Annotated in this window: 21 protein-coding genes; 11 read left to right on the forward strand and 10 right to left on the reverse strand. The window is 71.8% G+C overall.

Translation table 11 applies throughout. From position 1 onward, the window contains the following. The first annotated feature begins 20 nt into the window (after nucleotides 1–20). Complete coding sequence (locus tag OHS82_RS22550) at nucleotides 21–1,028, forward strand: C40 family peptidase (RefSeq protein WP_277922392.1); 1,008 nt, start codon at nucleotides 21–23, stop codon at nucleotides 1,026–1,028. A gap of 168 nt (nucleotides 1,029–1,196) precedes the next feature. Further along, complete coding sequence (locus tag OHS82_RS22555; protein ID WP_057579321.1) at nucleotides 1,197–1,907, forward strand: phosphatase PAP2 family protein; 711 nt, start codon at nucleotides 1,197–1,199, stop codon at nucleotides 1,905–1,907. A gap of 22 nt (nucleotides 1,908–1,929) precedes the next feature. On the opposite strand, the gene OHS82_RS22560 is transcribed toward OHS82_RS22555, so the two are convergent. Then, on the reverse strand, nucleotides 1,930–3,504 hold the full coding sequence (locus OHS82_RS22560; RefSeq protein ID WP_328434362.1) for an FAD-binding oxidoreductase: 1,575 nt from the start codon (nucleotides 3,502–3,504) through the stop codon (nucleotides 1,930–1,932). Nucleotides 3,505–3,973: 469 nt separating this feature from the next. Between OHS82_RS22560 and OHS82_RS22565 the strand changes: the two genes are divergently transcribed. Continuing rightward, entirely contained in the window at nucleotides 3,974–4,819 is an 846-nt protein-coding gene (locus tag OHS82_RS22565) for a hypothetical protein (RefSeq protein ID WP_057579318.1), read from the forward strand. A 124-nt stretch (nucleotides 4,820–4,943) separates the two neighbouring features. After that, nucleotides 4,944–5,144, forward strand: a complete 201-nt coding sequence (locus OHS82_RS22570) for a hypothetical protein (RefSeq protein ID WP_057579447.1) — start codon at nucleotides 4,944–4,946, stop codon at nucleotides 5,142–5,144. On the opposite strand, the gene OHS82_RS22575 is transcribed toward OHS82_RS22570, so the two are convergent. Beyond that, entirely contained in the window at nucleotides 5,130–5,504 is a 375-nt protein-coding gene (locus OHS82_RS22575) for a metal-sensitive transcriptional regulator (protein WP_328434363.1), read from the reverse strand. The genes OHS82_RS22570 and OHS82_RS22575 overlap by 15 nt on opposite strands. Nucleotides 5,505–5,721: 217 nt before the next feature. Between OHS82_RS22575 and OHS82_RS22580 the strand changes: the two genes are divergently transcribed. Next, on the forward strand, nucleotides 5,722–6,342 hold the full coding sequence (locus tag OHS82_RS22580) for a DUF47 domain-containing protein (RefSeq protein ID WP_057579445.1): 621 nt from the start codon (nucleotides 5,722–5,724) through the stop codon (nucleotides 6,340–6,342). A 7-nt stretch (nucleotides 6,343–6,349) separates the two neighbouring features. Beyond that, nucleotides 6,350–7,348, forward strand: a complete 999-nt coding sequence (locus OHS82_RS22585) for an inorganic phosphate transporter (RefSeq protein WP_057579314.1) — start codon at nucleotides 6,350–6,352, stop codon at nucleotides 7,346–7,348. 104 nt (nucleotides 7,349–7,452) lie between these two features. On the opposite strand, the gene pstB is transcribed toward OHS82_RS22585, so the two are convergent. The 7 genes from pstB to OHS82_RS22620 all read right to left on the reverse strand — a co-directional run bounded on the left by pstB (nucleotide 7,453) and on the right by OHS82_RS22620 (nucleotide 16,089). Then, nucleotides 7,453–8,229: a phosphate ABC transporter ATP-binding protein PstB gene (gene pstB, locus OHS82_RS22590; protein ID WP_057579312.1), complete on the reverse strand. Its 777-nt coding sequence runs from the start codon at nucleotides 8,227–8,229 to the stop codon at nucleotides 7,453–7,455. 50 nt (nucleotides 8,230–8,279) lie between these two features. Then, a complete protein-coding gene (gene pstA / locus OHS82_RS22595; RefSeq protein WP_057579310.1) occupies nucleotides 8,280–9,344 on the reverse strand; it encodes a phosphate ABC transporter permease PstA in 1,065 nt (354 codons plus the stop codon). Beyond that, nucleotides 9,341–10,390 carry a phosphate ABC transporter permease subunit PstC gene (pstC, locus tag OHS82_RS22600; protein WP_328434364.1) on the reverse strand — a complete coding sequence of 350 codons (1,050 nt, stop codon included), beginning with the start codon at nucleotides 10,388–10,390 and terminating at the stop codon, nucleotides 9,341–9,343. The genes pstA and pstC overlap by 4 nt, the downstream gene beginning before the upstream one ends. Nucleotides 10,391–10,533: 143 nt before the next feature. After that, entirely contained in the window at nucleotides 10,534–11,661 is a 1,128-nt protein-coding gene (gene pstS, locus OHS82_RS22605; protein ID WP_057579308.1) for a phosphate ABC transporter substrate-binding protein PstS, read from the reverse strand. Nucleotides 11,662–11,958: 297 nt separating this feature from the next. Next, entirely contained in the window at nucleotides 11,959–12,411 is a 453-nt protein-coding gene (locus OHS82_RS22610; protein WP_328434365.1) for an NUDIX hydrolase, read from the reverse strand. 44 nt (nucleotides 12,412–12,455) lie between these two features. Then, nucleotides 12,456–13,877 (reverse strand): CHAD domain-containing protein, encoded by a 1,422-nt coding sequence (locus tag OHS82_RS22615; RefSeq protein WP_328434366.1) that lies wholly within the window; start codon nucleotides 13,875–13,877, stop codon nucleotides 12,456–12,458. Beyond that, nucleotides 13,858–16,089, reverse strand: coding sequence for an RNA degradosome polyphosphate kinase (locus OHS82_RS22620; protein WP_057579301.1), 2,232 nt, complete (start codon nucleotides 16,087–16,089; stop codon nucleotides 13,858–13,860). The genes OHS82_RS22615 and OHS82_RS22620 overlap by 20 nt, the downstream gene beginning before the upstream one ends. A 320-nt stretch (nucleotides 16,090–16,409) precedes the next feature. Between OHS82_RS22620 and OHS82_RS22625 the strand changes: the two genes are divergently transcribed. The 5 genes from OHS82_RS22625 (at nucleotide 16,410) to OHS82_RS22645 (ending at nucleotide 21,084) form a co-directional block, all read left to right on the forward strand. Continuing rightward, a complete protein-coding gene (locus tag OHS82_RS22625; RefSeq protein ID WP_057579299.1) occupies nucleotides 16,410–16,961 on the forward strand; it encodes an RNA polymerase sigma factor in 552 nt (183 codons plus the stop codon). Nucleotides 16,962–17,028: 67 nt separating this feature from the next. Further along, nucleotides 17,029–17,871: a zf-HC2 domain-containing protein gene (locus OHS82_RS22630; RefSeq protein ID WP_328434367.1), complete on the forward strand. Its 843-nt coding sequence runs from the start codon at nucleotides 17,029–17,031 to the stop codon at nucleotides 17,869–17,871. 62 nt (nucleotides 17,872–17,933) lie between these two features. Further along, nucleotides 17,934–18,875 carry an ABC transporter ATP-binding protein gene (locus tag OHS82_RS22635; protein WP_079041289.1) on the forward strand — a complete coding sequence of 314 codons (942 nt, stop codon included), beginning with the start codon at nucleotides 17,934–17,936 and terminating at the stop codon, nucleotides 18,873–18,875. Beyond that, nucleotides 18,872–20,431, forward strand: coding sequence for an ABC transporter permease (locus OHS82_RS22640; protein WP_328434368.1), 1,560 nt, complete (start codon nucleotides 18,872–18,874; stop codon nucleotides 20,429–20,431). The genes OHS82_RS22635 and OHS82_RS22640 overlap by 4 nt, the downstream gene beginning before the upstream one ends. Next, complete coding sequence (locus OHS82_RS22645) at nucleotides 20,419–21,084, forward strand: ABC transporter (protein ID WP_328434369.1); 666 nt, start codon at nucleotides 20,419–20,421, stop codon at nucleotides 21,082–21,084. The genes OHS82_RS22640 and OHS82_RS22645 overlap by 13 nt, the downstream gene beginning before the upstream one ends. 117 nt (nucleotides 21,085–21,201) lie before the next feature. Here OHS82_RS22645 and mshD read toward each other — a convergent pair whose 3' ends face one another. Further along, the gene (gene mshD / locus OHS82_RS22650) at nucleotides 21,202–22,128 is read right to left on the reverse strand and encodes a mycothiol synthase (protein WP_057579289.1); all 927 of its coding nucleotides are present in this window, start codon (nucleotides 22,126–22,128) and stop codon (nucleotides 21,202–21,204) included. Nucleotides 22,129–22,142 lie beyond the last annotated feature (14 nt).

The raw sequence follows: 22,142 nt of genomic DNA on the forward strand, positions 1-22,142 counted from the left end.
CCCGCGCGGACGAGGGGCGGTTGACGGTGCGTAAGGCGTGGCTCCTGACGGCTGCCCTTGCCGGGGCGGGGCTCAGCTTCGTGATGCTTCTCGTCGTCGGCGTGTACGTCGTCGCAGGGAACATCGTCAACGGCGTGGGCGGCAAGAGCGTAGGTCTGGCCAAGGGGGCCGTGCCGGCTGCGTACCAGGCGCTCGTGCAGAAGTGGGGAAACCACTGCCCCGCGATCAATCCCGCGCTGCTCGCCGCGCAGCTGTACCAGGAGAGCGGATTCAACCCCAACGCCAAGAGTCCGGCGAAGGCGGAGGGAATAGCTCAGTTCATCCCCGGAACGTGGGCCACGCACGGCGTCGACGGCGACGGCGACGGCGACCGTGACGTCTGGGATCCGAATGACGCGATTCCATCGGCGGCCGCGTACGACTGCCAGCTCGCCTCGTACGTCAAGACCGTCCCGGGAAACATCACGCACAACATGCTCGCCGCCTACAACGCGGGACCGGACGCGGTCATCAAATACGGGGGTGTGCCCCCGTACAGCGAGACCCGAACGTACGTGAAGACGATCACGACGCTCGAGAAGTCCTTTGCTGCTCCTGTTTCTCGGGTGGATCCGTCCAAGCAGGCCGCGGGGGCCATCTACTTTGCGCAGAAGAAGCTCGGCACGCCTTATCTGTGGGGTGGGAACGGCACCGCTGATCAGGGAGGACGGTTCGACTGCTCCGGGCTGACCAAGGCCGCCTACGAGAGCGTCGGGATCACCCTGCCCCGGGTCGCCAACGATCAGTACAACGCCGGGCCGCATCCGAAGCGGAGCGAGCTGCTGCCGGGGGACCTGGTGTTCTTCTCCACCGATCTCAACAACTCGCGGGCCATCCACCACGTCGGGATGTACGTGGGCGGCGGGTACATGATCGACGCGCCCTACACGGGGGCCGTCATCCGGTTCGACCCCATCGACACCGCTGAGTACTTCGGAGCCACCCGGGTCACCGAAGATGGCGCGAAAGCGCTCCCGACGAGGGTGTGAGGCGGGCCGGAACCCAGGCTCTGAGCTGCGCGGATCTGTCTCTCTTCGATAACGTCTGAGTGATCATTCAGTGGAGAGTGGAACGTATCAACCGGGGCCGTGCGTTCCTGTTGAAGCGGGCGCATGCGAGGCGCGCCGAGCAGAACACGATGAAGGGGCCGCAGCACCATGGCTGGACTCGCCGAATCCGGGTCGAACCCCGACGTCGACCTGCTCTACGACATCAACGGGCTGGCCGAGGACGCCCCGCACTGGCTCAACCGCATCGTCGAATTCGTCGGTGAATACGGGCTGTTGCTCGCCATGGTCCTGCTGATCGTGTGGTGCTGGTGGGGAGTGCGCCGCCGGCCGGGCGGGGCCGAGGAGGCCGCCTCCTCCGTGGCCGCCCTGGTGTGGGCGCCGCTCGCCGCCGCCGTCGCCGTGCTGGTGAACGTGCCGATAAGAGGGTTCGTCGAGCGGCCGCGGCCCTTCCGCGATCACCAGGGCCTCGAGGTGCTCGTCTCCGGCAAGACCGACTACTCGTTCGTGAGCGACCACGCGACGCTGACCATGGCCATGGCCGTGGGGCTGTTCGTCGCCCACCGGAGGTTCGGGCTCGTCGGGATAGGGATGGCCCTGCTCGAGGGGTTCTGCCGGGTCTACATGGGCGTGCACTATCCGACCGACGTGATCGGCGGGTTCGCGCTCGGCACCGCCGTGGCGCTGCTGCTGTCGCCGGTCGCCTCCATGCTGCTCACCCCGGTGCTGAGGGCCGTCGACCGGTCGCCCCGGATGGGCCGGCTGGTGCGCAGCCGGTCGGCTCGGGCCGACGACCTGGAGGGGTTCGCCCGCGGCGCCCGGCCCGAGGTCGCCGCGGAGGAGCGGGACCTCGCCGCCTGACGCCGTCTTCGGGCCTCGGGCTTCAGAGGGCCTGGGGGTAGGTGAAGAAGCCGTTGGGGTCGTAGTGCTGCTTCAGCCGGGTCAGGCGGGGGAGCGCGTCGCCGTAGTAGGCCTTGCGCCAGTTCGTCAGGGTCGGGTCCGCGTAGTTCTGGTAGGCCGCGCCCGAGGCGTACGGGGCCATCGCCCGGTGGGCGGTGTTCAGCCAGGACTGCGCCGCCGTCCCCGCCGTGCCGGCCCGCCAGGACGCGATGTACTGGGCCAGCATGCGTGAGCGGCGGTGGACGAACGCGGTTGCCAGCGGCGAGACCCGGTTCACCGCGCCGCCCAGCGCCGTCAGCGCGATGCTGCCCGTGCCGCCCTGCACCGACGTGATCTGCTTCAGCAGGGTCTGGATGCCCGCCGCCGAGAGCGAGACGTCGAAGAAGTCCGAGCGGGCCGCGTACGTCTCCCGGCCCAGCGCGCCCTGCGGGGAGCGGCCCGGCGTGGAGCCCGGCAGGTGGCACTGGGCGTCCGAGGTGAAGGACGAGCAGCCGGCGTAGATCTCCATCGCCGCCTCGTACGTGCGCCGACGCAGGGACACGTTCGTCGCGGGGGCGCCGACCCGGTCCGCGAGGCGGTCGACGGCGTTCTCGAGCTGACCGTACGTGCCGATGCAGAACGCGGCGACGGAGATGGTGGGGGTGCCGCCGGGGGCGTTCGCCACGTGGAGGGAGGACCAGATCTCGTCGGGCTGGGCCGGACCCCACTCCTGCCACGCCTTGACCACCGCGGCCGCCTTCGACCAGGGCCAGGTGAGGTAGCCCGTCACCGCCTGGGGCGCGGGGTGGGTCTTGAACTCCAGCTCGGTGACGACGCCGAAGTTGCCGTTGCCCGCTCCGCGCAGGGCCCAGAAGAGGGCCGTGTTCCTCGTCGCGTCGGCGGTGAGCTGCTTGCCGTCCGCGGTGACGACGGTGGCGCGGGTGAGGCTGTCGCAGGTCAGGCCGTAGGCGCGGGAGACCACACCGTGGCCGCCGCCCAGCACGAGGCCGGAGACGCCGACCGTCGGGCAGGAGCCCGCGGGGATCGTCACGCCCTTCGCCGCGAGCGCCCGGTAGACGTCGATCAGCTTGGAGCCCGCGCCGACCACGGCCGAGCCGCCGCTCGCCCGGACCCGGTTCAGCCTGGAGACGTCGATGATCAGTCGGCCGTCGCCGGAGGACCAGCCGCCGTAGGAGTGGCCGCCGTTGCGGATCGCGGCCTTGATCCGGTGGGCGCGGGCGTAGGCCATGACCGTACGGATGTCGTCGGCGTGGGCGACGTAGGCCACCGCCGCGGGCTTCAGGCCGTCGAAGCGGGTGTTGTACAGCTGACGGGCCGCCGCCCAGGAGGCCTCGCCGGGGCGGACCAGCGTGCCGTCCAGGCCGCGGGCCAGGGCGGCCCAGTCGGCGGGGGCGGAGACGCTGGTCGTCGTGAGGAGGGTCGTCCCGTCGGACCTGTCGCCGTCGGCGGTTCCGGTGCCGGAGGCGGCGCCGCTCGCGCTGCCGCCGTTCGCCTTGCACGCGGTCGCTGCCGCCGCGACCGCGGCCGCGCCGCCTGCGATGAACGTACGCCGTTCCATGTTCGTGCGCCTTCCCTCGGCCGCTGTCGGCTTCACAGAGCGAGACGGGGCCACGAGACCACAGGTTCCGCCGGCCGCCGGCGGTGACGGAACGGTGACGTCCGCCGGACGGGCCTGCCGTCGGGCGGGCCTGCCGTCGGGCGGGCCGGGACGCGAGCCGGCGGCGGCCGGTCAGCCGTGGGCGTGGGTCTCCGCGTCCGATCTGGCCATGCTTCTTGCTCTGCGGGCCGGGCCGCGCCACCCGCAGGTGCAGCGGGCGAGACAGAAACGGCCTTGTTCGACGGTCGTGGTGCGGTGTTCCCCGTCGGTGCGGGGGGAGGGCGAGCCGTCCTGCTGCGTCACATGGACAACGTTACCCAGCCTCGGCGGTCCGCCGTCGGTCCGGGCCGCGTGACGGGGGCACCCGGCCGTCGTTAATCGGAGCGACGGGGGGTCCGTGACGGACGTACCGGCTGGGGGTTGGCAGGCCATGGCGGAGCGGGGTCGGAGGAAGGCGGGCGGAGCGGTCCTGTCCGGGATCGTGTCCGGGATCGTGGCCGGGATCTGCCTGTGCGCCGCGGGGTGTTCGGCCGGTCCGGCCGCCGTCGAGGACGGGCGGGCGACCGACCCCGTGCGGACGCTGCACCGGGCCGCGGACGCCCTCGTCGCGGCGGGCACGTCGAAGGCCCGTACGTCGATGGAGATGGCCACCGGCGGGACCCTGGTGACCATCCGCGGGCAGGGCGTCTACGACTACCGCAGGCAGCTCGGGCAGCTGAAGGTGCTGCTGCCGCAGGACCCCGCCGGCACCAGTGAGCACCGCCCGATCACCGAACTCCTCGCTCCTGGAGCCCTGTTCATGAAGAACCGGGGAGCCGGGGTGCCGGACGACAAGTGGGTGCGGGTGGCGACGGCGACCCTGTCCGACGGGAACCTGGTGACCGGTGGGGCCACCGATCCGTTCGCCGCCGCCGAGGTGCTGCGCGGGACGCGCACGGCGACGTACGTGGGGCGGACCGAGGTGGCCGGGACCGCGGTGCGGCACTACCGGGGCACCGCCGATCTGACGGAGGCCGCCGAGGACGCGTCGGCGGGCGGACGGGACGCGCTGCGGGCGGCGGCGAAGGGGTTCGCCACGGCTCGGGTGCCGTTCGACGTCTACCTCGACGACGAGGGGCGGATCCGCAAGATCCGGCACCGGTTCAGCTTCGTGAACGGGCAGCGGAAGGAACCCGTCGCCGTCGCCTCGACGACTTTGCTGTACGACTTCGGCGCTCCCGTCCAGGTGCGGCTGCCGGCCGCGGCCGACATCTACGCCGGGCGGATCGCGGAGTAGCGGGCTCCGACCGGACCGAGTGTTTTCGGCCACAGGGCGGTCGTAAGGACTAGCCCGTCCGTGCCATGCGCGCCGTGTGGGCCGCTCCCTACTCTAGGAAGCCGGTGACGGCAGAGACGAGGTGATGCGCGTGGCTCCGGGCGGCGGCGGCACGGCAGTTCAGGACCACGTGGCCCTCGCCGAGATCGAACTGTGCGGGGAGCTGATCATCGCGGCCTCGGCGGCCGGGGAGGAACGGCTCAGTATGGAGAGCATCGACCAGGTGCTGCGGGTGGGAGAGGAGCGGGCCGGGAGGGAAGGGGCCGCCGGCTCAGGTGCGCAGTAGGCGGGCGATCGCCCTCGTCGCCTCTTCCACCTTCTCGTCGATCTCGTCGCCGCCCTTGAGGGCCGCGTCGGCGACGCAGTGCCGCAGGTGTTCCTCCAGGAGCCGCAGGGCGAAGGACTGCAGGGCCTTGGTGGAGGCGGACACCTGGGTGAGTATGTCGATGCAGTAGGTGTCCTCGTCGACCATGCGCTGCAGGCCTCGGATCTGGCCCTCGATGCGGCGCAGGCGCTTGAGGTGTTCGGCCTTCTGCTCGTGGTAGCCGTGGACCGCTCCGGCCGGATGCTCCGGGTGCTCCGGGGCGGTGGGGGTGTGCGGGTCGGGGGCCGAGAGGGCTTCCGCGTCGGCCTCGGTGGTCGTCATCGTGCCCTCCAGCGCTCCGGCTCCAGACATATACCCCTACTGGGTATATCGTACCGAACTTCGGCGGGAGCCCGGCCCCCGGCCCGACAGGTCCGGTCGCCCCCCTGCCGACCGCTCCGGCCGATGGGCGACACTGGGGGGCGGCCCCATTAGCCGTGGCCGGATGATGCGCCTAGCATCAGCCTGACCGAAACCGATGCATCTTGAGGACCCCAACGTGCGCTTTCGTCTGACCCCCAGGGAGACGAGCTTCTACGACATGTTCGCCGCATCCGCGGACAACATCGTCACGGGCTCGAAACTCCTGATGGAACTGCTCGGGGCGGACCCCGCCGGCCGGGCCGAGATCGCAGAGCGCATGCGGGCCGCGGAACACGCAGGCGACGACGCGACGCACGCGATCTTCCACCAGCTGAACTCCTCGTTCATCACGCCGTTCGACCGCGAGGACATCTACAACCTCGCGTCCTCCCTCGACGACATCATGGACTTCATGGAGGAGGCCGTCGACCTGGTCGTCCTCTACAACGTCGAGGAACTGCCCAAGGGCGTCGAGCAGCAGATCGAGGTGCTGGCGCGGGCGGCCGAACTGACGGCCGAGGCCATGCCGAACCTGCGGACCATGGAGAACCTCACCGAGTACTGGATCGAGGTCAACCGGCTCGAGAACCAGGCCGACCAGATCCACCGGAAGCTGCTCGCGCATCTCTTCAACGGCAAGTACGAGGCCATCGAGGTGCTCAAGCTGAAGCAGATCGTGGATGTGCTGGAGGAGGCCGCCGACGCCTTCGAGCACGTGGCCAACACGGTGGAGACCATCGCGGTCAAGGAGTCCTGAGCCCTTCATGGACACCTTTGCTCTGATCGTGACCATCGGCGTCGCGCTCGGATTCACCTACACCAACGGTTTTCACGACTCCGCGAACGCGATCGCCACGTCGGTCTCCACCCGGGCGCTGACGCCGCGCGCGGCGCTGGCCATGGCGGCGGTGATGAACCTCGCGGGCGCGTTCCTCGGCAGTGGCGTCGCGCACACCGTCAGCAAGGGGCTGATCGAGACCCCCTCCGGTTCCACGGGCATGGCGATCCTGTTCTCCGCGCTCGTCGGGGCGATCGTGTGGAACCTCGTCACCTGGTACTTCGGGCTGCCGTCGTCCTCGTCCCACGCCCTGTTCGGCGGGATGGTGGGCGCCGCGCTGGCGGGCGGGACGGAGGTCATCTGGTCCGGGGTGCTCGAGAAGGTCGTCATTCCGATGTTCCTCTCGCCGGTGGTGGGACTCGTCGCCGGTTATCTGGTGATGACCGCCATCCTGTGGATGTTCCGGCGGGCCAATCCGCACAAGGCCAAGCGGGGTTTCCGCATAGCCCAGACGGTGTCGGCCGCGGCCATGGCGCTCGGGCACGGTCTGCAGGACGCGCAGAAGACGATGGGCATCGTGGTGATGGCGCTCGTCATCGGCGACGTCCAGGGGCCGGACGCCCCGATCCCGGTCTGGGTGAAGATCGCCTGTGCCGTGATGCTGTCGCTCGGCACGTACGCGGGCGGCTGGCGCATCATGCGGACGCTCGGACGGAAGATCATCGAACTGGACCCGCCGCAGGGCTTCGCCGCGGAGACGACCGGCGCGTCGATCATGTTCACCACGGCGTTCCTGTTCAAGGCGCCGATCTCCACCACGCATGTGATCACCTCGGCGATCATGGGTGTCGGGGCGACGAAGCGGATCAACGCCGTGCGCTGGGGTGTCGCCAAGAACATCGTGCTGGGCTGGTTCATCACGATGCCGGCGGCCGCGATCGTCGCCGCGTGCTCCTTCTGGATCGTGGATCTGGCCTTCCTGTAGATCCCCGCCCCCACGGCAAGGAAAGGGCCCGCCCCCGGGAGCAGGGGCGGGCCCTTTCGTGTGCCTCGCGGTGGCACCGCCATGCAGCACCGCGAGGGGTCCGGTCAGCCGAAGCGGCCTGAGATGTAGTCCTCGGTGGCCTGCACCGACGGGTTGGAGAAGATGCGCGCGGTGTCGTCCAGCTCGATCAGCTTGCCGGGCTGGCCGACCGCGGCCAGGTTGAAGAAGGCCGTGCGGTCCGAGACGCGCGCCGCCTGTTGCATGTTGTGCGTCACGATGACGATCGTGAAGCGTTCCTTCAGCTCGCCGATCAGGTCCTCGATGGCGAGCGTCGAGATGGGGTCGAGGGCCGAGCAGGGCTCGTCCATCAGCAGGACCTTCGGCTCCACCGCGATGGCGCGGGCGATGCACAGACGCTGCTGCTGGCCGCCCGAGAGGCCCGAGCCCGGCTTGTTGAGACGGTCCTTGACCTCGTTCCAGAGGTTCGCGCCCTGGAGGGACTTCTCGACGACGTCGGCCAGTTCGCTCTTCTTGTACGAGCCGTTCAGCCGCAGGCCGGCCGCCACGTTGTCGAAGATCGACATGGTGGGGAACGGGTTCGGGCGCTGGAAGACCATGCCGACCTCGCGGCGGACCGACACCGGGTCCACGCCCGCGCCGTACAGGTCCTCGTCGTCCAGCAGCACCTTGCCCTCGACCCGGCCGCCCGACGTCACCTCGTGCATACGGTTCAGCGTGCGCAGGAACGTGGACTTGCCGCAGCCGGAGGGGCCGATGAAGGCCGTCACCGAGCGCGGCTCCACGGTCATCGAGATGTCGTCGATCGCCTTGTGGGATCCGTAGTACGCGGTCAGTCCGCTGACGTCGATTCGCTTGGCCATGTCTTCCACTTCACTTCCCGGTCATATGGATCAGTCGCTGCATGGCCGCTTCAGCGACCGGTCTGCGGGGCCTTCCAGCGGGCGATGCCGCGGGCCACCAGGTTCAGGATCATCACGAAGGCGATCAGCGTGAGCGACGCCGCCCAGGCGCGGTCGTAGGCCGCCGACGAACCCGCGCTCTGCGCGTACTGCTGGTAGATGTACAGCGGCAGCGACGCCTGCGCTCCCTCGAAGGGGTTGGCGTTGATGAACGGGTTGCCGAAGACCAGGAGCAGGACCGGAGCCGTCTCGCCCGCGATGCGGGCGACCGCCAGCATCACGCCCGTGATGATGCCTCCGATGGACGTCGGGACGACCACCTTGAGGATCGTGCGCCACTTGGGGACGCCCAGGGCGAGCGAGGCCTCGCGCAGCTCGTTCGGGACGAGCTTCAGCATCTCCTCCGTCGAGCGCACGACCACCGGCATCATCAGGATCGCCAGGGCGAGGGAGCCCGCGAAACCGAACGGCTGCAGGTCGAGCATCAGCATCAGGCTGAGGATGAACAGACCCGCCACGATGGAGGGGATGCCGGTCATGACGTCGACGAAGAACGTGACCGCCTTCGCGAGGCCGCCCCGGCCGTACTCGACCAGGTAGATCGCCGTCAGGATGCCGACGGGCGCGCCGATCGCGGTGGCGAGTCCCACCTGCTCCAGGCTGCCGAGGATCGCGTGGTAGATGCCGCCGCCGGGCTCGCTGTCCGCCACCACGCCCATGGAGTGGGTGAGGAAGTAGACGTCCAGGACCTTCACGCCCCGCATGATCGTCGTCCACAGGAGCGAGACCAGCGGGACCACGGCCAGCAGGAACGCCACCCAGACCAGGCTCGTCGCGATCCGGTCCTTGGCCTGGCGCCGGCCCTCCACCTTCGCGGCGATGCCGTAGGTGCCGAGGACGAACAGGATGCCGGCGATCAGGCCCCACTGGACCTTGCTGTCGAGGCCGCCGGCGAGGCCGATGACGGCCGCGAGGGCGAGGGAGCCGGCCGCGATGGCCCACGGGGACCACGTCGGCAGGCTCGCGCCGCGGAGCGTGCTGGGGCTCTTGTCGGCTACTGCGCTTGCGTGGCTCATGCGTTGGCCCCCGAGTACTCCTTGCGGCGGGCGATGATCATGCGTGCCGCGCCGTTGACCAGCAGGGTGATGACGAACAGGACCAGGCCGGAGGCGATGAGCGCGTCACGGCCGAACTCCGTCGCCTCGTTGAACTTGCTGGCGATGTTCTGGGCGAAGGTGCCGCCGCCGGGGTTCAGCAGGCTGGCGTGGATGTCGAAGTCGGGCGAGAGGACCGTGGCCACGGCCATCGTCTCGCCGAGTGCGCGGCCGAGGCCGAGCATCGAGGCCGAGATGACGCCGGAGCGGCCGAAGGGGATCACCGCCATGCGGATGACCTCCCAGCGGGTTGCGCCCAGCGCCAGGGCCGCCTCCTCGTGCATCTGCGGGACCTGGCGGAAGACCTCGCGGCTGACGTTGGTGATGACCGGAAGGATCATCACGGCCAGCAGGATGCCCACCGTGAGCATCGAGCGCGGGGCGCCCTGGTCCCAGGAGAAGACACCGGTCCAGCCCAGGTAGTCGTCCAGCCAGCCGAACAGGCCGTCCATGTGCGGCACGAGGACCAGGGCGCCCCAGAGGCCGTACACGATGGACGGGACGGCGGCCAGCAGGTCGATCACGTACGCGACGGGGCCGCTCATGCGGCGCGGGGCGTAGTGGGTGATGAAGAGGGCGATCGCGACGGCGATCGGGACCGCGATGACCATCGCGATGACCGACGAGACCACCGTGCCGAAGGCGAGGACCGCGATGCCGAACTGCGGCGGCACGAGGCTGGTGTTCCACTCGAAGGCCGTCAGGAAGTTGGCGTCGTCCTTGCTGATGGCGAGGCTCGCGCGGTAGGCGAGGAAGACCGCGATCGCGGCCATGATCACCAGCAGGAAGATGCCCGAACCACGCGAGAGGGCCAGGAAGATCCGGTCACCGGGCCGGGTGGCGCCGCGTGCCGCGCGCTTCTCGTCGGCCGTCAGGAGGAGCGGGGCCGTCGAGAGGTCTGACGTGTCCAGCGGGGTCGTCGGGCGTGGGGTGTCGTCGGTGTCTGACTTGTGCGTCTCTATGTCCATGGGGGTCTCCGGTCTGCGGAGCCGCCTGTGGGTGTGGGCGGCTCGGGTGGGGCCGGATCGCGGGCGGCGGCCCCTGGCGGCGGTGCACCGGACGGGTGCGGTCCGGACCGGGTCGTCCCCGGAGCCGGACCGCACCGCTCAGATCAGCTCAGGCCCTCGATGGTGGTGCGGACCTTGGCGATGATGGCGTCGGGGATCGGCGCGTAGTCGATGCCCGAGAGGATGCCCTGGCCGTCCTCGCTGGCGATGTAGCGCAGGAACGCCTTGGTGGCGGGCAGGGTGTCGGCCTTGTTGCCCTTGTCGCAGGCGATCTCGTACGTGACCAGGGTAAGCGGGTAGGCGCCGTCGGCCTTGGTGTTGTAGTCCAGCTTCAGCGACAGGTCGCTGCCGGTGCCGACGACCTGCGCGGCGGCGACGGCCTTCGTGGCGCCGTCCGAGGAGGGCTTGACCGGGGCCGCGGCACCGGTGTTGACGGCGACCGTGCCGAGACCGTCCTTGGCGTACGACAGCTCCATGTAGCCGATCGCGCCGTTGGTCTGCTTGACGCCCTGCGCGACGCCGGAGGAGCCGGCCGCGGCCTGGCCGCCCTTGGCCTGCCAGGCCTTGCCGCCGGAGTACTTCCAGTCGTTCGGGGCGGCGGCGATCAGGTACTTGGTGAAGTTGTCCGTGGTGCCGGACTCGTCCGAGCGGTGGTACGGCTGGATCTTCAGGTCGGGCAGCTTCGCGCCGGGGTTCAGCTTGGCGATCGCGGCGTCGTTCCAGTTGGTGATCTTGCCGTCGAAGATCTTGGCGATCGTCGAGGCGTCGAGGACGAGGTTGTCCACGCCGGAGACGTTGTAGGCGACGGCGATCGGGCCGGCCACCATCGGCAGGTCGATGCCCTGGCCGCCCTTGCAGACGGACTTGGAGGCGGCGACGGCGTCGGGCTTCAGTGCCGAGTCCGAACCGGCGAAGGCGACCTGACCCTGCGTGAAGGCGGTGACGCCCGCGCCGGAGCCGGAGCCCTTGTAGTTGACCTGGACACCCGAGCAGGCCTGCGTGAAGTTCTTCACCCAGGCGTCGATCGCGTTCTTCTGCGCGGAGGAGCCGTCGGCGAGCAGCTGGCCCTTGGCGTCGTCGCACTTGATGGACCCGGCGGCCGCGGTGGCGGAGGAGCTGCTGCCACTCTTGGTGCCGGTGTCGTCCGAGCCGCACGCCGTGAGGGCCAGGGCGCCGGAGACCGCGAGAGCACCGAGGGAGAGAGCCCGCCGGTTCATGCGCTGAAGCTTCACTTGAGGAAGGTCCTTCCAGGAGCCGCCGTCCTGAAATCCGGCGGCGTGCGGTGGGTGCGAAGTCTGTTTGGTGTGGACGCGTCCCCTTGGTCGCGTGCCGCACCGGGTAAGGCTGAAATTAGGCAGATCAGGTGAAGGCGCTCACGGACGGGAGTGAACGGGGGGTGAACCCCTGGGGACGGTGCGGTGAGGTCACGGAAAGCTCACGCCGAGGACACGGAGCGGTACCGGCGCGGGGGTGGGGCGTGGGCTGCCGAAACCTCTGGAATCAGCCGTCGGCCGTGAGCCTCCACACCCTTATGCCAGGTGCAGGACCTGCAGCAGTGCGTCCACGAGGGTGCGGTCCCTCGGCTGGGTGAGCCGGTCGCGGGCCGCGGGCGGCGGCAGCCAGAGGAGGCGGTCGACCTCGTCGTTCGGGGTGAAGACCCCGGAGACCGCCTCCGCCGCCCAGTAGCGGACGTGCTTGGGGCGGCCGTTCGCCTCGTAGTCGACGGACGGCAGCGGCACGCCGGGGACGGCCAGGTGACCGGTCTCCTCCTCGACCTCGCGCAGGGCTCCCGTGAGCGCATCCTCGTCGCGTTTCAGCTTGCCCTTCGGGTGCGACCAGTCGTCGTACTTGGGTCGGTGCACGAGACACACCTCCAGTCCGCCGTCCGCCGGGGCGCGACGCCACAGCACACAGCCCGCCGCCCGGACGGTCGTGGTGTCGGGGCCGTCGGAGGCGTCGTCCGGGTTCTTCGCCGTGCTCACCGGTGGTCACCGCCTGTCGGATAGGGGGTGTGCGGTCGGGTCGGTCAGGTGGTCGTGACGGGATGTCTCTGCCAGGAGCGCTGGAACGCGTACCGTGCCGCCTCCACCTCGTGCCGCTGGTCCGCGTGCAGCACGCCGAGCGCGTACGCAGTCGCGGGCGCGATCCGGGGCGTGCGGGCCGCCTGCGCCGCCGCGGCGGCAGCCTCCGAGGCGTCCCGGTGCCGGTCGAGGGCGGCGCCGGCGGCCGGCAGGCGGACGTCGTGCGGCGCAGCGTCCGGTCCGCCGAGGACCTCGCACGCGTACCGGTGCAGACGCAACAGGAGACGGACGTGGTGCCAGGGCGCGTCCTGCGGGTGCGGGGCCGCATCCGCGGAGAGGCCGTGGATCAGGGCCTCCGCGTTGTACGGGCTGCCCGCAGTGATCAGCGGCAGCGCGGCGACGGCGTCGGCGAGGCGTTCCTCGGCCGCGGCGGCGAAGGGGCGCAGATCGGTGGCGGAGGCGGCCGGCGTGAGGGGGACCTCGCTGGCGAGGACGGCGGCCCTGTCCGCGACGGCGTGGAAGCGGGAGGAGCCGAGGGCCTGGAGCGCGGTGGAGTGGGCCCGCGTGCGGGCGAGGGTGAGCTGACGGTCCAGAAGGGCGCCGGCCTTCGCCGCACCGACGGTGAGGTTGCCGCGGTCGGCGGGCGCGGAGGCGGTCGACGAGGACGACGGGGTCGCGGGCCGCGCGGCGGCGGGACGGGCGCCCGCGGCGCGCGGGGCCGTGTCGGCGCGGGAGGCGGTGTCGGCGGGCGAGGCGGTCGTGGTGCGGGCGTCGGTGCCGGTCGGTGCGGCGGTGAGGGTCCCGCCCTGCGGGCCGCCCGCGCCCCGCGCGGTGCGTGCGTCGGCCGCGGCGGGCGCGGTGGGTGCGTGCGCCGCGCTGATCGGGTGAGGAGGGAGGTCGGGCAGGACGGGAGCGCCGGGCGCCGACGGTGTGGCGGGGACGCCCGGTGTGCCCGGTGTGCCCGGTGTGCTGGGGGCGGCCGGGGCGGCCGCGGGCGGCGGTACCAGTGCCGCCGTCGGCTGCGGGGCGGCGCCGGACAGGCGGTTCAGTGCGAGCAGCAGGCGTTCCAGCCGGGCGCCGTAGGCGTGCTCCAGCGCCAACGTGGCGGACAGCCAGGACAGTTCCGACCGGAGTGCCTGCGACCACTCGGCGTCGAGCAGGGGGCGGAAGGTGTGCAGACTGCCGCTGATGCGGCGGGCCGAGCGGCGCAGGGCGCGCGCCGCGTCGTTCCGTTCCTCCGCGCCGCTCACCGGGGAGTGCGACGTGCCGTGCGACGCCGACGCCGCGCTCCCCGCCTCCCGGTGCTGGCGCAGCGCACGGAGGAACTCCGTGGCCTGGGCCCGCAGGTAGCCCTCGAGGGCGTCCCCCGTGTTGACGGGCCCGGCCGCGGAGGCCGAGGCCGTCAGGTCATGGTGTCGCTGTGCCACGCCGGCGCCTCCGGGCGTCTATGAGCATCTCCTGGACGTTGCGCAGGGGGCCGCCTTCCGCGTCGGTCGCGTGCCGGGTCCACTCGCCGTCGGGGCCGAGGTGCCAGGAGGCGGTGGCGTCGGACATGCCCGTCTCCAGGAACCGGTTCAGCGTCGCCCGGTGTGCCGGGTCGGTGACCCTGACCAGGGCTTCGATACGGCGGTCGAGGTTGCGGTGCATCATGTCGGCGCTGCCGATCCACACCTCCGGCTCCCCGCCGTTGCCGAAGCCGAACACGCGGGAGTGCTCGAGGAAGCGGCCGAGGATGGAGCGGACCCGGATGTTCTCCGACAGGCCCGGCACACCCGGGCGCACCGCGCAGATGCCGCGCACCCAGACGTCGACCGGCACGCCCGCCTGCGACGCCCGGTAGAGGGAGTCGATGAGCGCCTCGTCCACGATGGAGTTGACCTTGATGCGGACGTGTGCGGGCCGTCCGGCGCGGTGGTGCTGGATCTCCTTGTCGACCCGTGAGATCAGACCGTCGCGCAACGACTTGGGGGCGACGAGCAGGCGTCGGTAGGTCTCACGGCGGGAGTAGCCGGAGAGCCGGTTGAAGAGGTCGGAGAGGTCCGCGCCGACCTGCGGGTCGGCGGTGAGCAGACCGAGGTCCTCGTAGAGCCGGGCCGTCTTCGGGTGGTAGTTGCCGGTGCCGACGTGGCAGTAGCGCCGCAGCGTGTCGCCTTCCTGGCGGACCACCAGCGACAGCTTGCAGTGGGTCTTCAGACCGACGAGGCCGTAGACGACGTGGCAGCCGGCCTCCTCCAGCTTGCGCGCCCACTTGATGTTGGCGTGCTCGTCGAAGCGGGCCTTGATCTCGACCAGGACGAGGACCTGCTTGCCCGACTCGGCGGCCTCGATGAGCGCGTCCACTATCGGGGAGTCGCCCGAGGTGCGGTACAGGGTCTGCTTGATGGCGAGGACGTCCGGGTCCAGCGCCGCCTGCTCCAGGAACGCCTGCACGGACGTCGAGAAGGAGTCGTACGGGTGGTGCAGCAGGACGTCCCGGCTGCGCAGGGCGGCGAAGATGTCCGGCGGCGACGCCGACTCGACCTCCGCGAGGTCGCGGTGGGTGCCGGCGATGAACTTCTTGTACTTCAGCTCGGACCGGTCGAGGCCGCTGATGCGGAAGAGGCCGGTGAGGTCGAGCGGGCCCGGCAACGGGTAGACCTCGGCCTCGCTGATCTTCAGCTCGCGCACCAGCAGGTCGAGCACCTCGCGGTCGATGGACTCCTCGACCTCCAGGCGCACCGGCGGCCCGAAGCGGCGTCGCATGAGCTCCTTCTCCAGGGCCTGGAGCAGGTTCTCGGCGTCGTCCTCCTCGACCTCGAGGTCCTCGTTGCGGGTGAGGCGGAAGGCGTGGTGCTCCAGCACCTCCATGCCCGGGAACAGCTCCTCCAGGTGGGCGCCGATGACGTCCTCGATGGGGACGTACCGGCCGGGGGAGCTCTCCAGGAAGCGGGACAGCAGCGGCGGCACCTTGACGCGCGCGAAGTGCTTGTGGCCGCTGACCGGGTTGCGCACGACGACCGCGAGGTTGAGCGAGAGACCCGAGATGTACGGGAAGGGGTGCGCGGGGTCGACGGCGAGGGGCGTGAGGACCGGGAAGATCTGGTGCCGGAACAGGGTGAAGAGGCGGGCCTGCTCCTTCTCCGTCAGCTCGTTCCAGCGGACGAGGTGGATGCCCTCCTCCGCGAGCGCGGGGGCGATGTCCTCGTGGTAGGTCGCGGCGTGCCGGGCCATGAGCTCGCGCGAGCGGGCCCAGATCATCTCCAGCACCTCGCGCGGCTGGAGACCGGAGGCGGAGCGGGTGGCGACGCCGGTGGCGATGCGGCGCTTCAGTCCGGCCACCCGGACCATGAAGAACTCGTCCAGGTTGCTGGCGAAGATGGCCAGGAAGTTCGCCCGCTCGAGCAGGGGCGTGTCGGGGTCCTCGGCGAGTTCCAGGACCCGCTCGTTGAACGCGAGCCAGCTGCGCTCCCGGTCGAGGAAACGACCCTGCGGCAGCTCCGGACCGTCGTAGGGGGCCTCCTCGTACGTGTCGAGGTCGGCGTCGATGTCGGGCTCCAGATCGGAGACGACGGCAGCCACGGTGTGCGGGCGGTGCGCGGCTATGGAGCCCACGGAGGGCTGCGCGTGCTGGACCTCGGCCTGGGTGTCTGACTGGCTCATGGACCCATTGTTCCGCGCGAACAGCGGGACAGGCGCGTCGGAACGTGCTGGCGGGATCGAGACGGAGCCTCCGCGGGGCTGATGTCCCTCGGGAGGCGGCGAAGGCTCGGGCACGGCGGGCTTCATCGACCGAGCGTCGCAAGGTCGTCTTAACCGACGGTTACGGCGACATGGCGTGCGGGATATCGGGGGGCGGCCCGCGAGGGTCGGAAGGGTTCGAACGGGTGAACGGTGAACTTGTGAACGGGTCGGGGCGGGGTGCGCGGAAAATCGTGCGACGGATCGTGAACCGATCGGCGGGGTCGATCCGATGAGGTGATGTGAGCGAGACGAGAAGCGACGGGGAGCTGCTGCGGGCCATCGCGGCGGACCGGGACCGTCCTGCCTTCGAGGAGCTGTACCGGCGGTACGCGCCCTGGCTGACCGCGCGCATGCGCGGCCGCTGCGCCGACGCGGGGATAGTCGACGACGTCGTCCAGGAGACGTTCCTCGCGGTGTGGCGCGGCACCGCCCGCCATCGCGAGGAGGGCTTCTCCGACGACGCCGCCGGCTGGCTGTGGCGCATCGCCGCACGCCGGCTGGTCGACGCCCTGCGCGGTGACGGGGCGCGCGGCAGGCTGCGCCAGGCGCTGTCCCGTCTGCGCCACCGGGACGAGGCCTCGGCGGAGGAACGCGTGCTCGCGGGGGTGGAGCACGGGGACCTCGCCGGGGCCCTCACCCGCCTCTCGCCGGAGCTGCGGGCCGTCCTGCAGGCGACCGTCATCGACGGTCTCACCACCCGGGAGGCGGCCGTACTGCTCGGCATCCCGCCCGGCACCGTCAAGACGCGGGCCCTGCGTGCCCGCAAGCACCTGCGGGAGGCGCTGGCATGAGGCGGTACGTCCGCGGAAGAGACCTGCGCGGCCGCGCGGGCGACGAACGGCCGAGGGAGACACGGGCATGACGTGGCACGTGGCAGAAGAGGATCTGCGCGCCTACGCGCAGGGCGCGCTGGCGCCGCCGCTGCTGTGGTCGGCCGACACCCATCTGACCGGATGCGCGCGGTGCCGGGCCCGCCTGGCGGAAGCCGCCGACCCGGTCGCGCTGGACGCCGCATGGGAGCGGCTGGACGCCGAGCTGGACGCGCCGCGGCCCAGCCTGCTCGAGCGGCTGCTGGTGCGGCTCGGAGTGGCCGACCACACCGCGAGGCTGCTCGCGGCGACCCCGGTGCTCCGCCGGTCCTGGCTGCTGTCGGTGCTGTTCCTCCTGGCCATGACGGTGCTGGCGGTGCGCCTCGCGGACCAGCCGGCACTGTTCCTGGCGCTGGCCCCGCTGCTCCCGCTCGCCGGGGTCGCGCTGTCGTACGGCCCCTCCCTCGACCCGACCTACGAGATGGCCGTCGTCGCCCCGACACACGGCTTCCGGCTGCTCATGATCCGTACGGTCGCGGTGCTCACGGCGGGTCTGGCGTTCAACGGCCTGGCCACGCTGGCCCTGCCGGGATACGGGCTGCTGGCACTGGCGTGGCTGCTGCCCGCGCTCGCCATCACCGCGACCGGCCTCGCGCTGACCGCCCGGCTGGGACCGGTCGTGGGGCCCTCCCTGGTCGGCATCGCCTGGGTCGCGGTGCTGGCGGTGGCCAGGGCCCAGACGCACCCGCACGACACGCTCGCCCCGTTCACGACGGCAGGCCAGTGCGCCGCGGCCACGGTGGCCGTCCTCGCCGGCCTGCTGCTCCACCGGACCCGCGACCGCTTCGACACCCGCCCCCTGGGCGGCTTCCCGGCCGACGGCGTCGGATGACCCGGCCCCCGTTCCGTCGAGCCCCGTCCCCGACCTCCCTCCGGATCTCCAGGAGACCTCGCATGACCACCACGCCCACCCCGGGCCCCGCCTCCGACCCCACCCCGGGATCTTTCTCCGGGCCCGCGCCGGGATCCGTTTCCGGGCCCGCCACCGTGACGGCCGTCGATCTGTCCCTGCGCTTCGGGGGGACCCGTGCCCTGGACGGCGTCTCACTGCGGCTGGGCCGTGGCGTCACCGGCCTCCTCGGGCCGAACGGGGCCGGGAAGACGACGCTGTTGCGGGTGCTGGCCACGGCCGTGCCGCCGGACGGCGGGCGCTTCACCGCCCTCGGCCACGACCCCGGCACCGCGTCCGGCCGTCTCGCCCTGCGCCGCACGCTCGGCTATCTGCCCCAGACCCCCGGCTTCCACCCGGACTTCACCGCCTTCGACTTCGTCGACTACGTGGCGATCCTGAAGGAGCTCACCGACCGCGCCGCCCGGCACCGCGAGGTGCGGCGCGTGCTGGACGCCGTCGATCTCTCCGACGTGCGCGGCAACCGTCTCAAGCGGCTCTCCGGAGGCATGCGGCAGCGCGTCGCCCTGGCCGCCGCGCTCGTCGGCGAACCCGGCTTCCTCGTGCTGGACGAACCGACCGTCGGTCTCGACCCCGAACAGCGCATGCGGTTTCGCGAGCTGATCGCCCAGGCCGGCGAGGGCCGCACCGTTCTGCTGTCCACCCACCAGACCGAGGACGTGGCGATGCTCTGCCACCGGGTGATCGTCCTGGCCGGCGGCCGGGTCCGTTTCGAGGGCACCCCGGCCGAGCTGACCGCCCGTGCCGCCGGCCGGGTCTGGAGCGCCACGCACCGTGACCCGAGCGCCCTGGCCGGCTGGCGCACCGGCGCCGGCACGTTCCGCAACGTCGGCGAACCGCCCGAGGGCGCCGACCTCGTCGAACCGACCCTCGAGGACGGCTACCTGCTCGTCCTCGACGGCGAGAGCGCGGAGGCGGCGGCATGAGCGCCACGACCGCGACGCTCGACGAGCCCGCCCGCACGCTCGCGGAACCGCCGCGCGAGGCCCGCCGCACCCGAGCGGTCCTCGACCTCGCCCGCTTCGAGGCCCGCGAACTGCTGTATCAGATCCCGGTGCTGGTCTTCTTCGTCCTGTACGCCGGCCTCGTCGTCCTGCGGCTGATGAGCAAGGACGGCATGGACGCCTACCCGGTCCTCAACACGGTCGACCGGCGCGGCCAGGGATCCCCGCTGCTGTTCGCCGTCGCCGTGCTCATCTGCGTCAACGCGGCCGCGCTGCGCTCGCGCAAGCACGACACGGTGCAGCAGCTGGGCGTCCTGGCCATGGAGCCGTGGCGGCGCGTCCTCGCGCATCTGCTGTCCGTGCTGCCGTACGTGGCACTCACCGCGGTCGTCGTCGCGGTCGAGTTCGGATGGGAGGCGCACAAGCCCGGCGCCATCGGGCACGGTTCGTTCGGAGAACTCGCCGTCGGCCCGCTGACCGTGCTCTTCGCCGGCGTCGTCGGGGTGCTGCTGGCCCGGCTGCTGCCGTCCACGTTCGTCCCGCTGCTGTTCGTCATCGCCTTCTTCGTCGTCGCGCTCTTGGCCTCGTCGCTCAACCCGGAGGGCACGTCGACGGGCTGGCTCTCGCCGGTGGACTTCTCGGCCGACACGAGCGGCGATCCGGTGCCCTCCGATCTGCTGGGCCGCCCCGCCGGCTGGCACGCGCTGTACGTGACGGCGCTGTGCGTCGTGCTGGCCTGCGCGGCGCTGCTGCAGGCCGGCGGCCGCACCCGAGCCGTCAAGGCGGCGACGGCCCTCGCGCTGGCGGCTGTCGTGACCGGCGCGATCGGCCAGTCCTCGCAGGACACGGCGGGCCTGGCCGCGGCTCGCACGACGGCCTCCGACTCCCCGCAGAAGGTCCAGTCGTGTACGACCCACGACGGTTCGCGGTACTGCGCCTTCCCCGAGTGGAACGGGGTGCGGTCCGAGTGGGCCGGGGTCGTCGAGCGGGTCCGCTCGCTCGCGGGCGGCGAAGCGGCGAAAGCCTCGCTGACGGTCCGCCAGCACATCGACGCCCGGGACGGAGTGGAGGCCGACGCCACCCTCACGCCCTCCGCCGTTCCCGGCCAGGTCACGGTCGGCACCCGCTGGGGCGGCAACCGCGTCCCGGAGTTCGCCGTCGGCGTCGCGACCGTCCTGGTGGCCGGCACCGAGGCGGCGACCGAGCAGGAGATGTGCCGCGACGCCCGACCGGTCACGATCATGTGGCTGGTCCTGGGCGCCGACCCGACGCCGTCGGACACCTTCCGGCGCGTGCGTCTGAGCGACAGCACGGAGGGCTCGGGCTCGGTCCTCGCGCCGACGAACGGACTGAGCATGACGGCGGCGCAGACGACGGTGGTCCGCGAACTCCTGGCCCGTCCGCGCGCCGAGGTGACCGCCCGGGTCAAGGCCCACTGGGCGGAACTGACGTCCACGGCGACGTCCCCGGCCGAGGCGGCGAAGCTGCTGGGCGTCGAGGCGCCGCAGGAGACGGAGGCGCAGTCGTGCGAGGAGTGACGCTGCGCGCCCTGGCGGTCCCGGTGTGGCGCAGCCTCCCCTGGCGGGCGCTGATCGCGGCCGGCGGGCTGGGCCTGCTCATGGCGAGCACCGTTCGCCTCCCCGACCGGGCGCCCGATCCCGAACTTGGCCGGCTGGTGCTGCGCCTCACGGCGCTCACCGGTGCCCTCGGCCTTGCCTTCCTGCTGGACGACCCGGCCCGCCGCACGACCGCGGCGACGCCGGTGGGCCGGGCCTTCCGGGCCGCCCTGCGCCTGGCTCTCGCCGCGCCCGTCGCGGCTCTGTGGTGGACGGCGGCCGTGCTTCTCGTGCCGGCCCCGAGCCGCCCGGCCCTGACCCCGGCCACCGTCGAAGCCGCGGCCACGGCCTGCGCGGCCCTCGCCCTGGCCACCCTCGCCGTCCGCTTCACGGAGGCGGCCGAAGTGGGCAAGGGCGCGGCCGTCCGGCTGGGAGTGGCGGCGGGGGTGACGCTCCTGGTCCCCGACCGCTGGGGTCTGCTGGGCACACCGGCCGACCCCGGGTGGCAGGCGACCCAGCTCCGATGGGCGGCCGTGCTGGCGCTCACGCTGACGGTGTGCGTGACAGCGACCCGGGAACCGGTCCGACGCCGGCCGCGAATACCCGTCAGACGGCCCGCACCGACCGGCGACTGAGTCCGACGCCCCCGAACCATGACCGCGTGCGGGGACCCCGGGTGACGACACCCGGGGCCCGTTTGTGGTCCGGCTGTTCGGGGGGGCGTGGGCTCGGGGGGCGGTCGTCGTCGGGGGTCACGTCTCGGTGCGGTACATCAGGTCCGTCTCATGGGTCAGGAAGCCCAGACGCTCGTAGACCGACACCGCCGCCTTGTTGTCGGCGTCGACGTACAGCATCGCGGTCGGCAGACCCTGTGCCGCGAGGTGCCGCAGGCCGATCGTGGTGAGGGCCTTGCCGAGCCCGCCGCCCTGCGCGCCGGGTGCGACGCCGAGGACGTACACCTCGCCGAGCTGCTCCTGTGCGTGGACCTTCGTCCAGTGGAACCCGACGAGCGTGTCGCCGCGGAAGGCGAGGAAGAAGCCGGCCGGGTCGAACCAGGGCTCGGACCGACGGTCGTCGAGGTCGCGCTGGGTGAGGGAGCCCTGCTCGGGATGGTGGGCGAAGGAGGCGGCGTTGACGGCGAGCCAGGCGGAGTCGTCCCGTCCGGGCACGAAGGCACGGACCGTCACGCCCGCGGGCAGCACCGGGTCGGGCAGCTCCAGGTCGGTCAACGACCTCCGCATCTGCCGCAGTTCGCGGAACAGCGTGAGGCCGAGGACCTGGGCGAGGTGGCGGGCCGCGGAGTGGCCGCCGTGGGCCCACACCCGAAGCCGCTTGCCGGAGGCGGCGAGCAGGGCGGAGCCGAGCGCGCGCCCGTGGCCGTGGCCGCGGTGCGAGGGGTGCACGACCAGTTCGGCGGCGGGGGCCTCGACGGGGTCGGTGTCCTCGAGCTGGGCGTAGCCGACGAGTTCGTCCCCGACGGTCAGGACGAGGTGGGAGACGCCCTCGCGGGACCCGCCGCGCAGTTGCAGTCGTCCCTGTTCGGACACCGCCTGCTGGCCGTCCGACCGGGCGGCCTCGGCGAGCAGGGCGAGGACTGCCTCGGTCTGTCCGGGGGAGAGCGCGGAGTGGGTCTCGATGGATCGGGAGCCGGGGAGCCGTGCGGTGTCGTCGCTGGTCATGCGTCGAGGGTAAA

Source organism: Streptomyces sp. NBC_00425 (assembly GCF_036030735.1).
Taxonomy (GTDB): domain Bacteria; phylum Actinomycetota; class Actinomycetes; order Streptomycetales; family Streptomycetaceae; genus Streptomyces.

Bases quoted from the DNA above. Each gene is read 5' to 3' on its own strand.
- OHS82_RS22630 (WP_328434367.1), top strand. From the start codon at position 17,029: ATGACGTGGCACGTGGCAGAAGAGGATCTGCGCGCCTACGCGCAGGGC.
- OHS82_RS22555 (WP_057579321.1), top strand. From the start codon at position 1,197: ATGGCTGGACTCGCCGAATCCGGGTCGAACCCCGACGTCGACCTGCTC.
- OHS82_RS22575 (WP_328434363.1), bottom strand. From the start codon at position 5,504: ATGACGACCACCGAGGCCGACGCGGAAGCCCTCTCGGCCCCCGACCCG.
- OHS82_RS22570 (WP_057579447.1), top strand. From the start codon at position 4,944: ATGCGCGTGGCTCCGGGCGGCGGCGGCACGGCAGTTCAGGACCACGTG.
- pstB (WP_057579312.1), bottom strand. From the start codon at position 8,229: ATGGCCAAGCGAATCGACGTCAGCGGACTGACCGCGTACTACGGATCC.
- OHS82_RS22565 (WP_057579318.1), top strand. From the start codon at position 3,974: ATGGCGGAGCGGGGTCGGAGGAAGGCGGGCGGAGCGGTCCTGTCCGGG.
- pstC (WP_328434364.1), bottom strand. From the start codon at position 10,390: ATGGACATAGAGACGCACAAGTCAGACACCGACGACACCCCACGCCCG.
- OHS82_RS22635 (WP_079041289.1), top strand. From the start codon at position 17,934: ATGACCACCACGCCCACCCCGGGCCCCGCCTCCGACCCCACCCCGGGA.
- mshD (WP_057579289.1), bottom strand. From the start codon at position 22,128: ATGACCAGCGACGACACCGCACGGCTCCCCGGCTCCCGATCCATCGAG.
- OHS82_RS22640 (WP_328434368.1), top strand. From the start codon at position 18,872: ATGAGCGCCACGACCGCGACGCTCGACGAGCCCGCCCGCACGCTCGCG.
- OHS82_RS22585 (WP_057579314.1), top strand. From the start codon at position 6,350: ATGGACACCTTTGCTCTGATCGTGACCATCGGCGTCGCGCTCGGATTC.
- OHS82_RS22620 (WP_057579301.1), bottom strand. From the start codon at position 16,089: ATGAGCCAGTCAGACACCCAGGCCGAGGTCCAGCACGCGCAGCCCTCC.
- pstA (WP_057579310.1), bottom strand. From the start codon at position 9,344: ATGAGCCACGCAAGCGCAGTAGCCGACAAGAGCCCCAGCACGCTCCGC.
- OHS82_RS22560 (WP_328434362.1), bottom strand. From the start codon at position 3,504: ATGGAACGGCGTACGTTCATCGCAGGCGGCGCGGCCGCGGTCGCGGCG.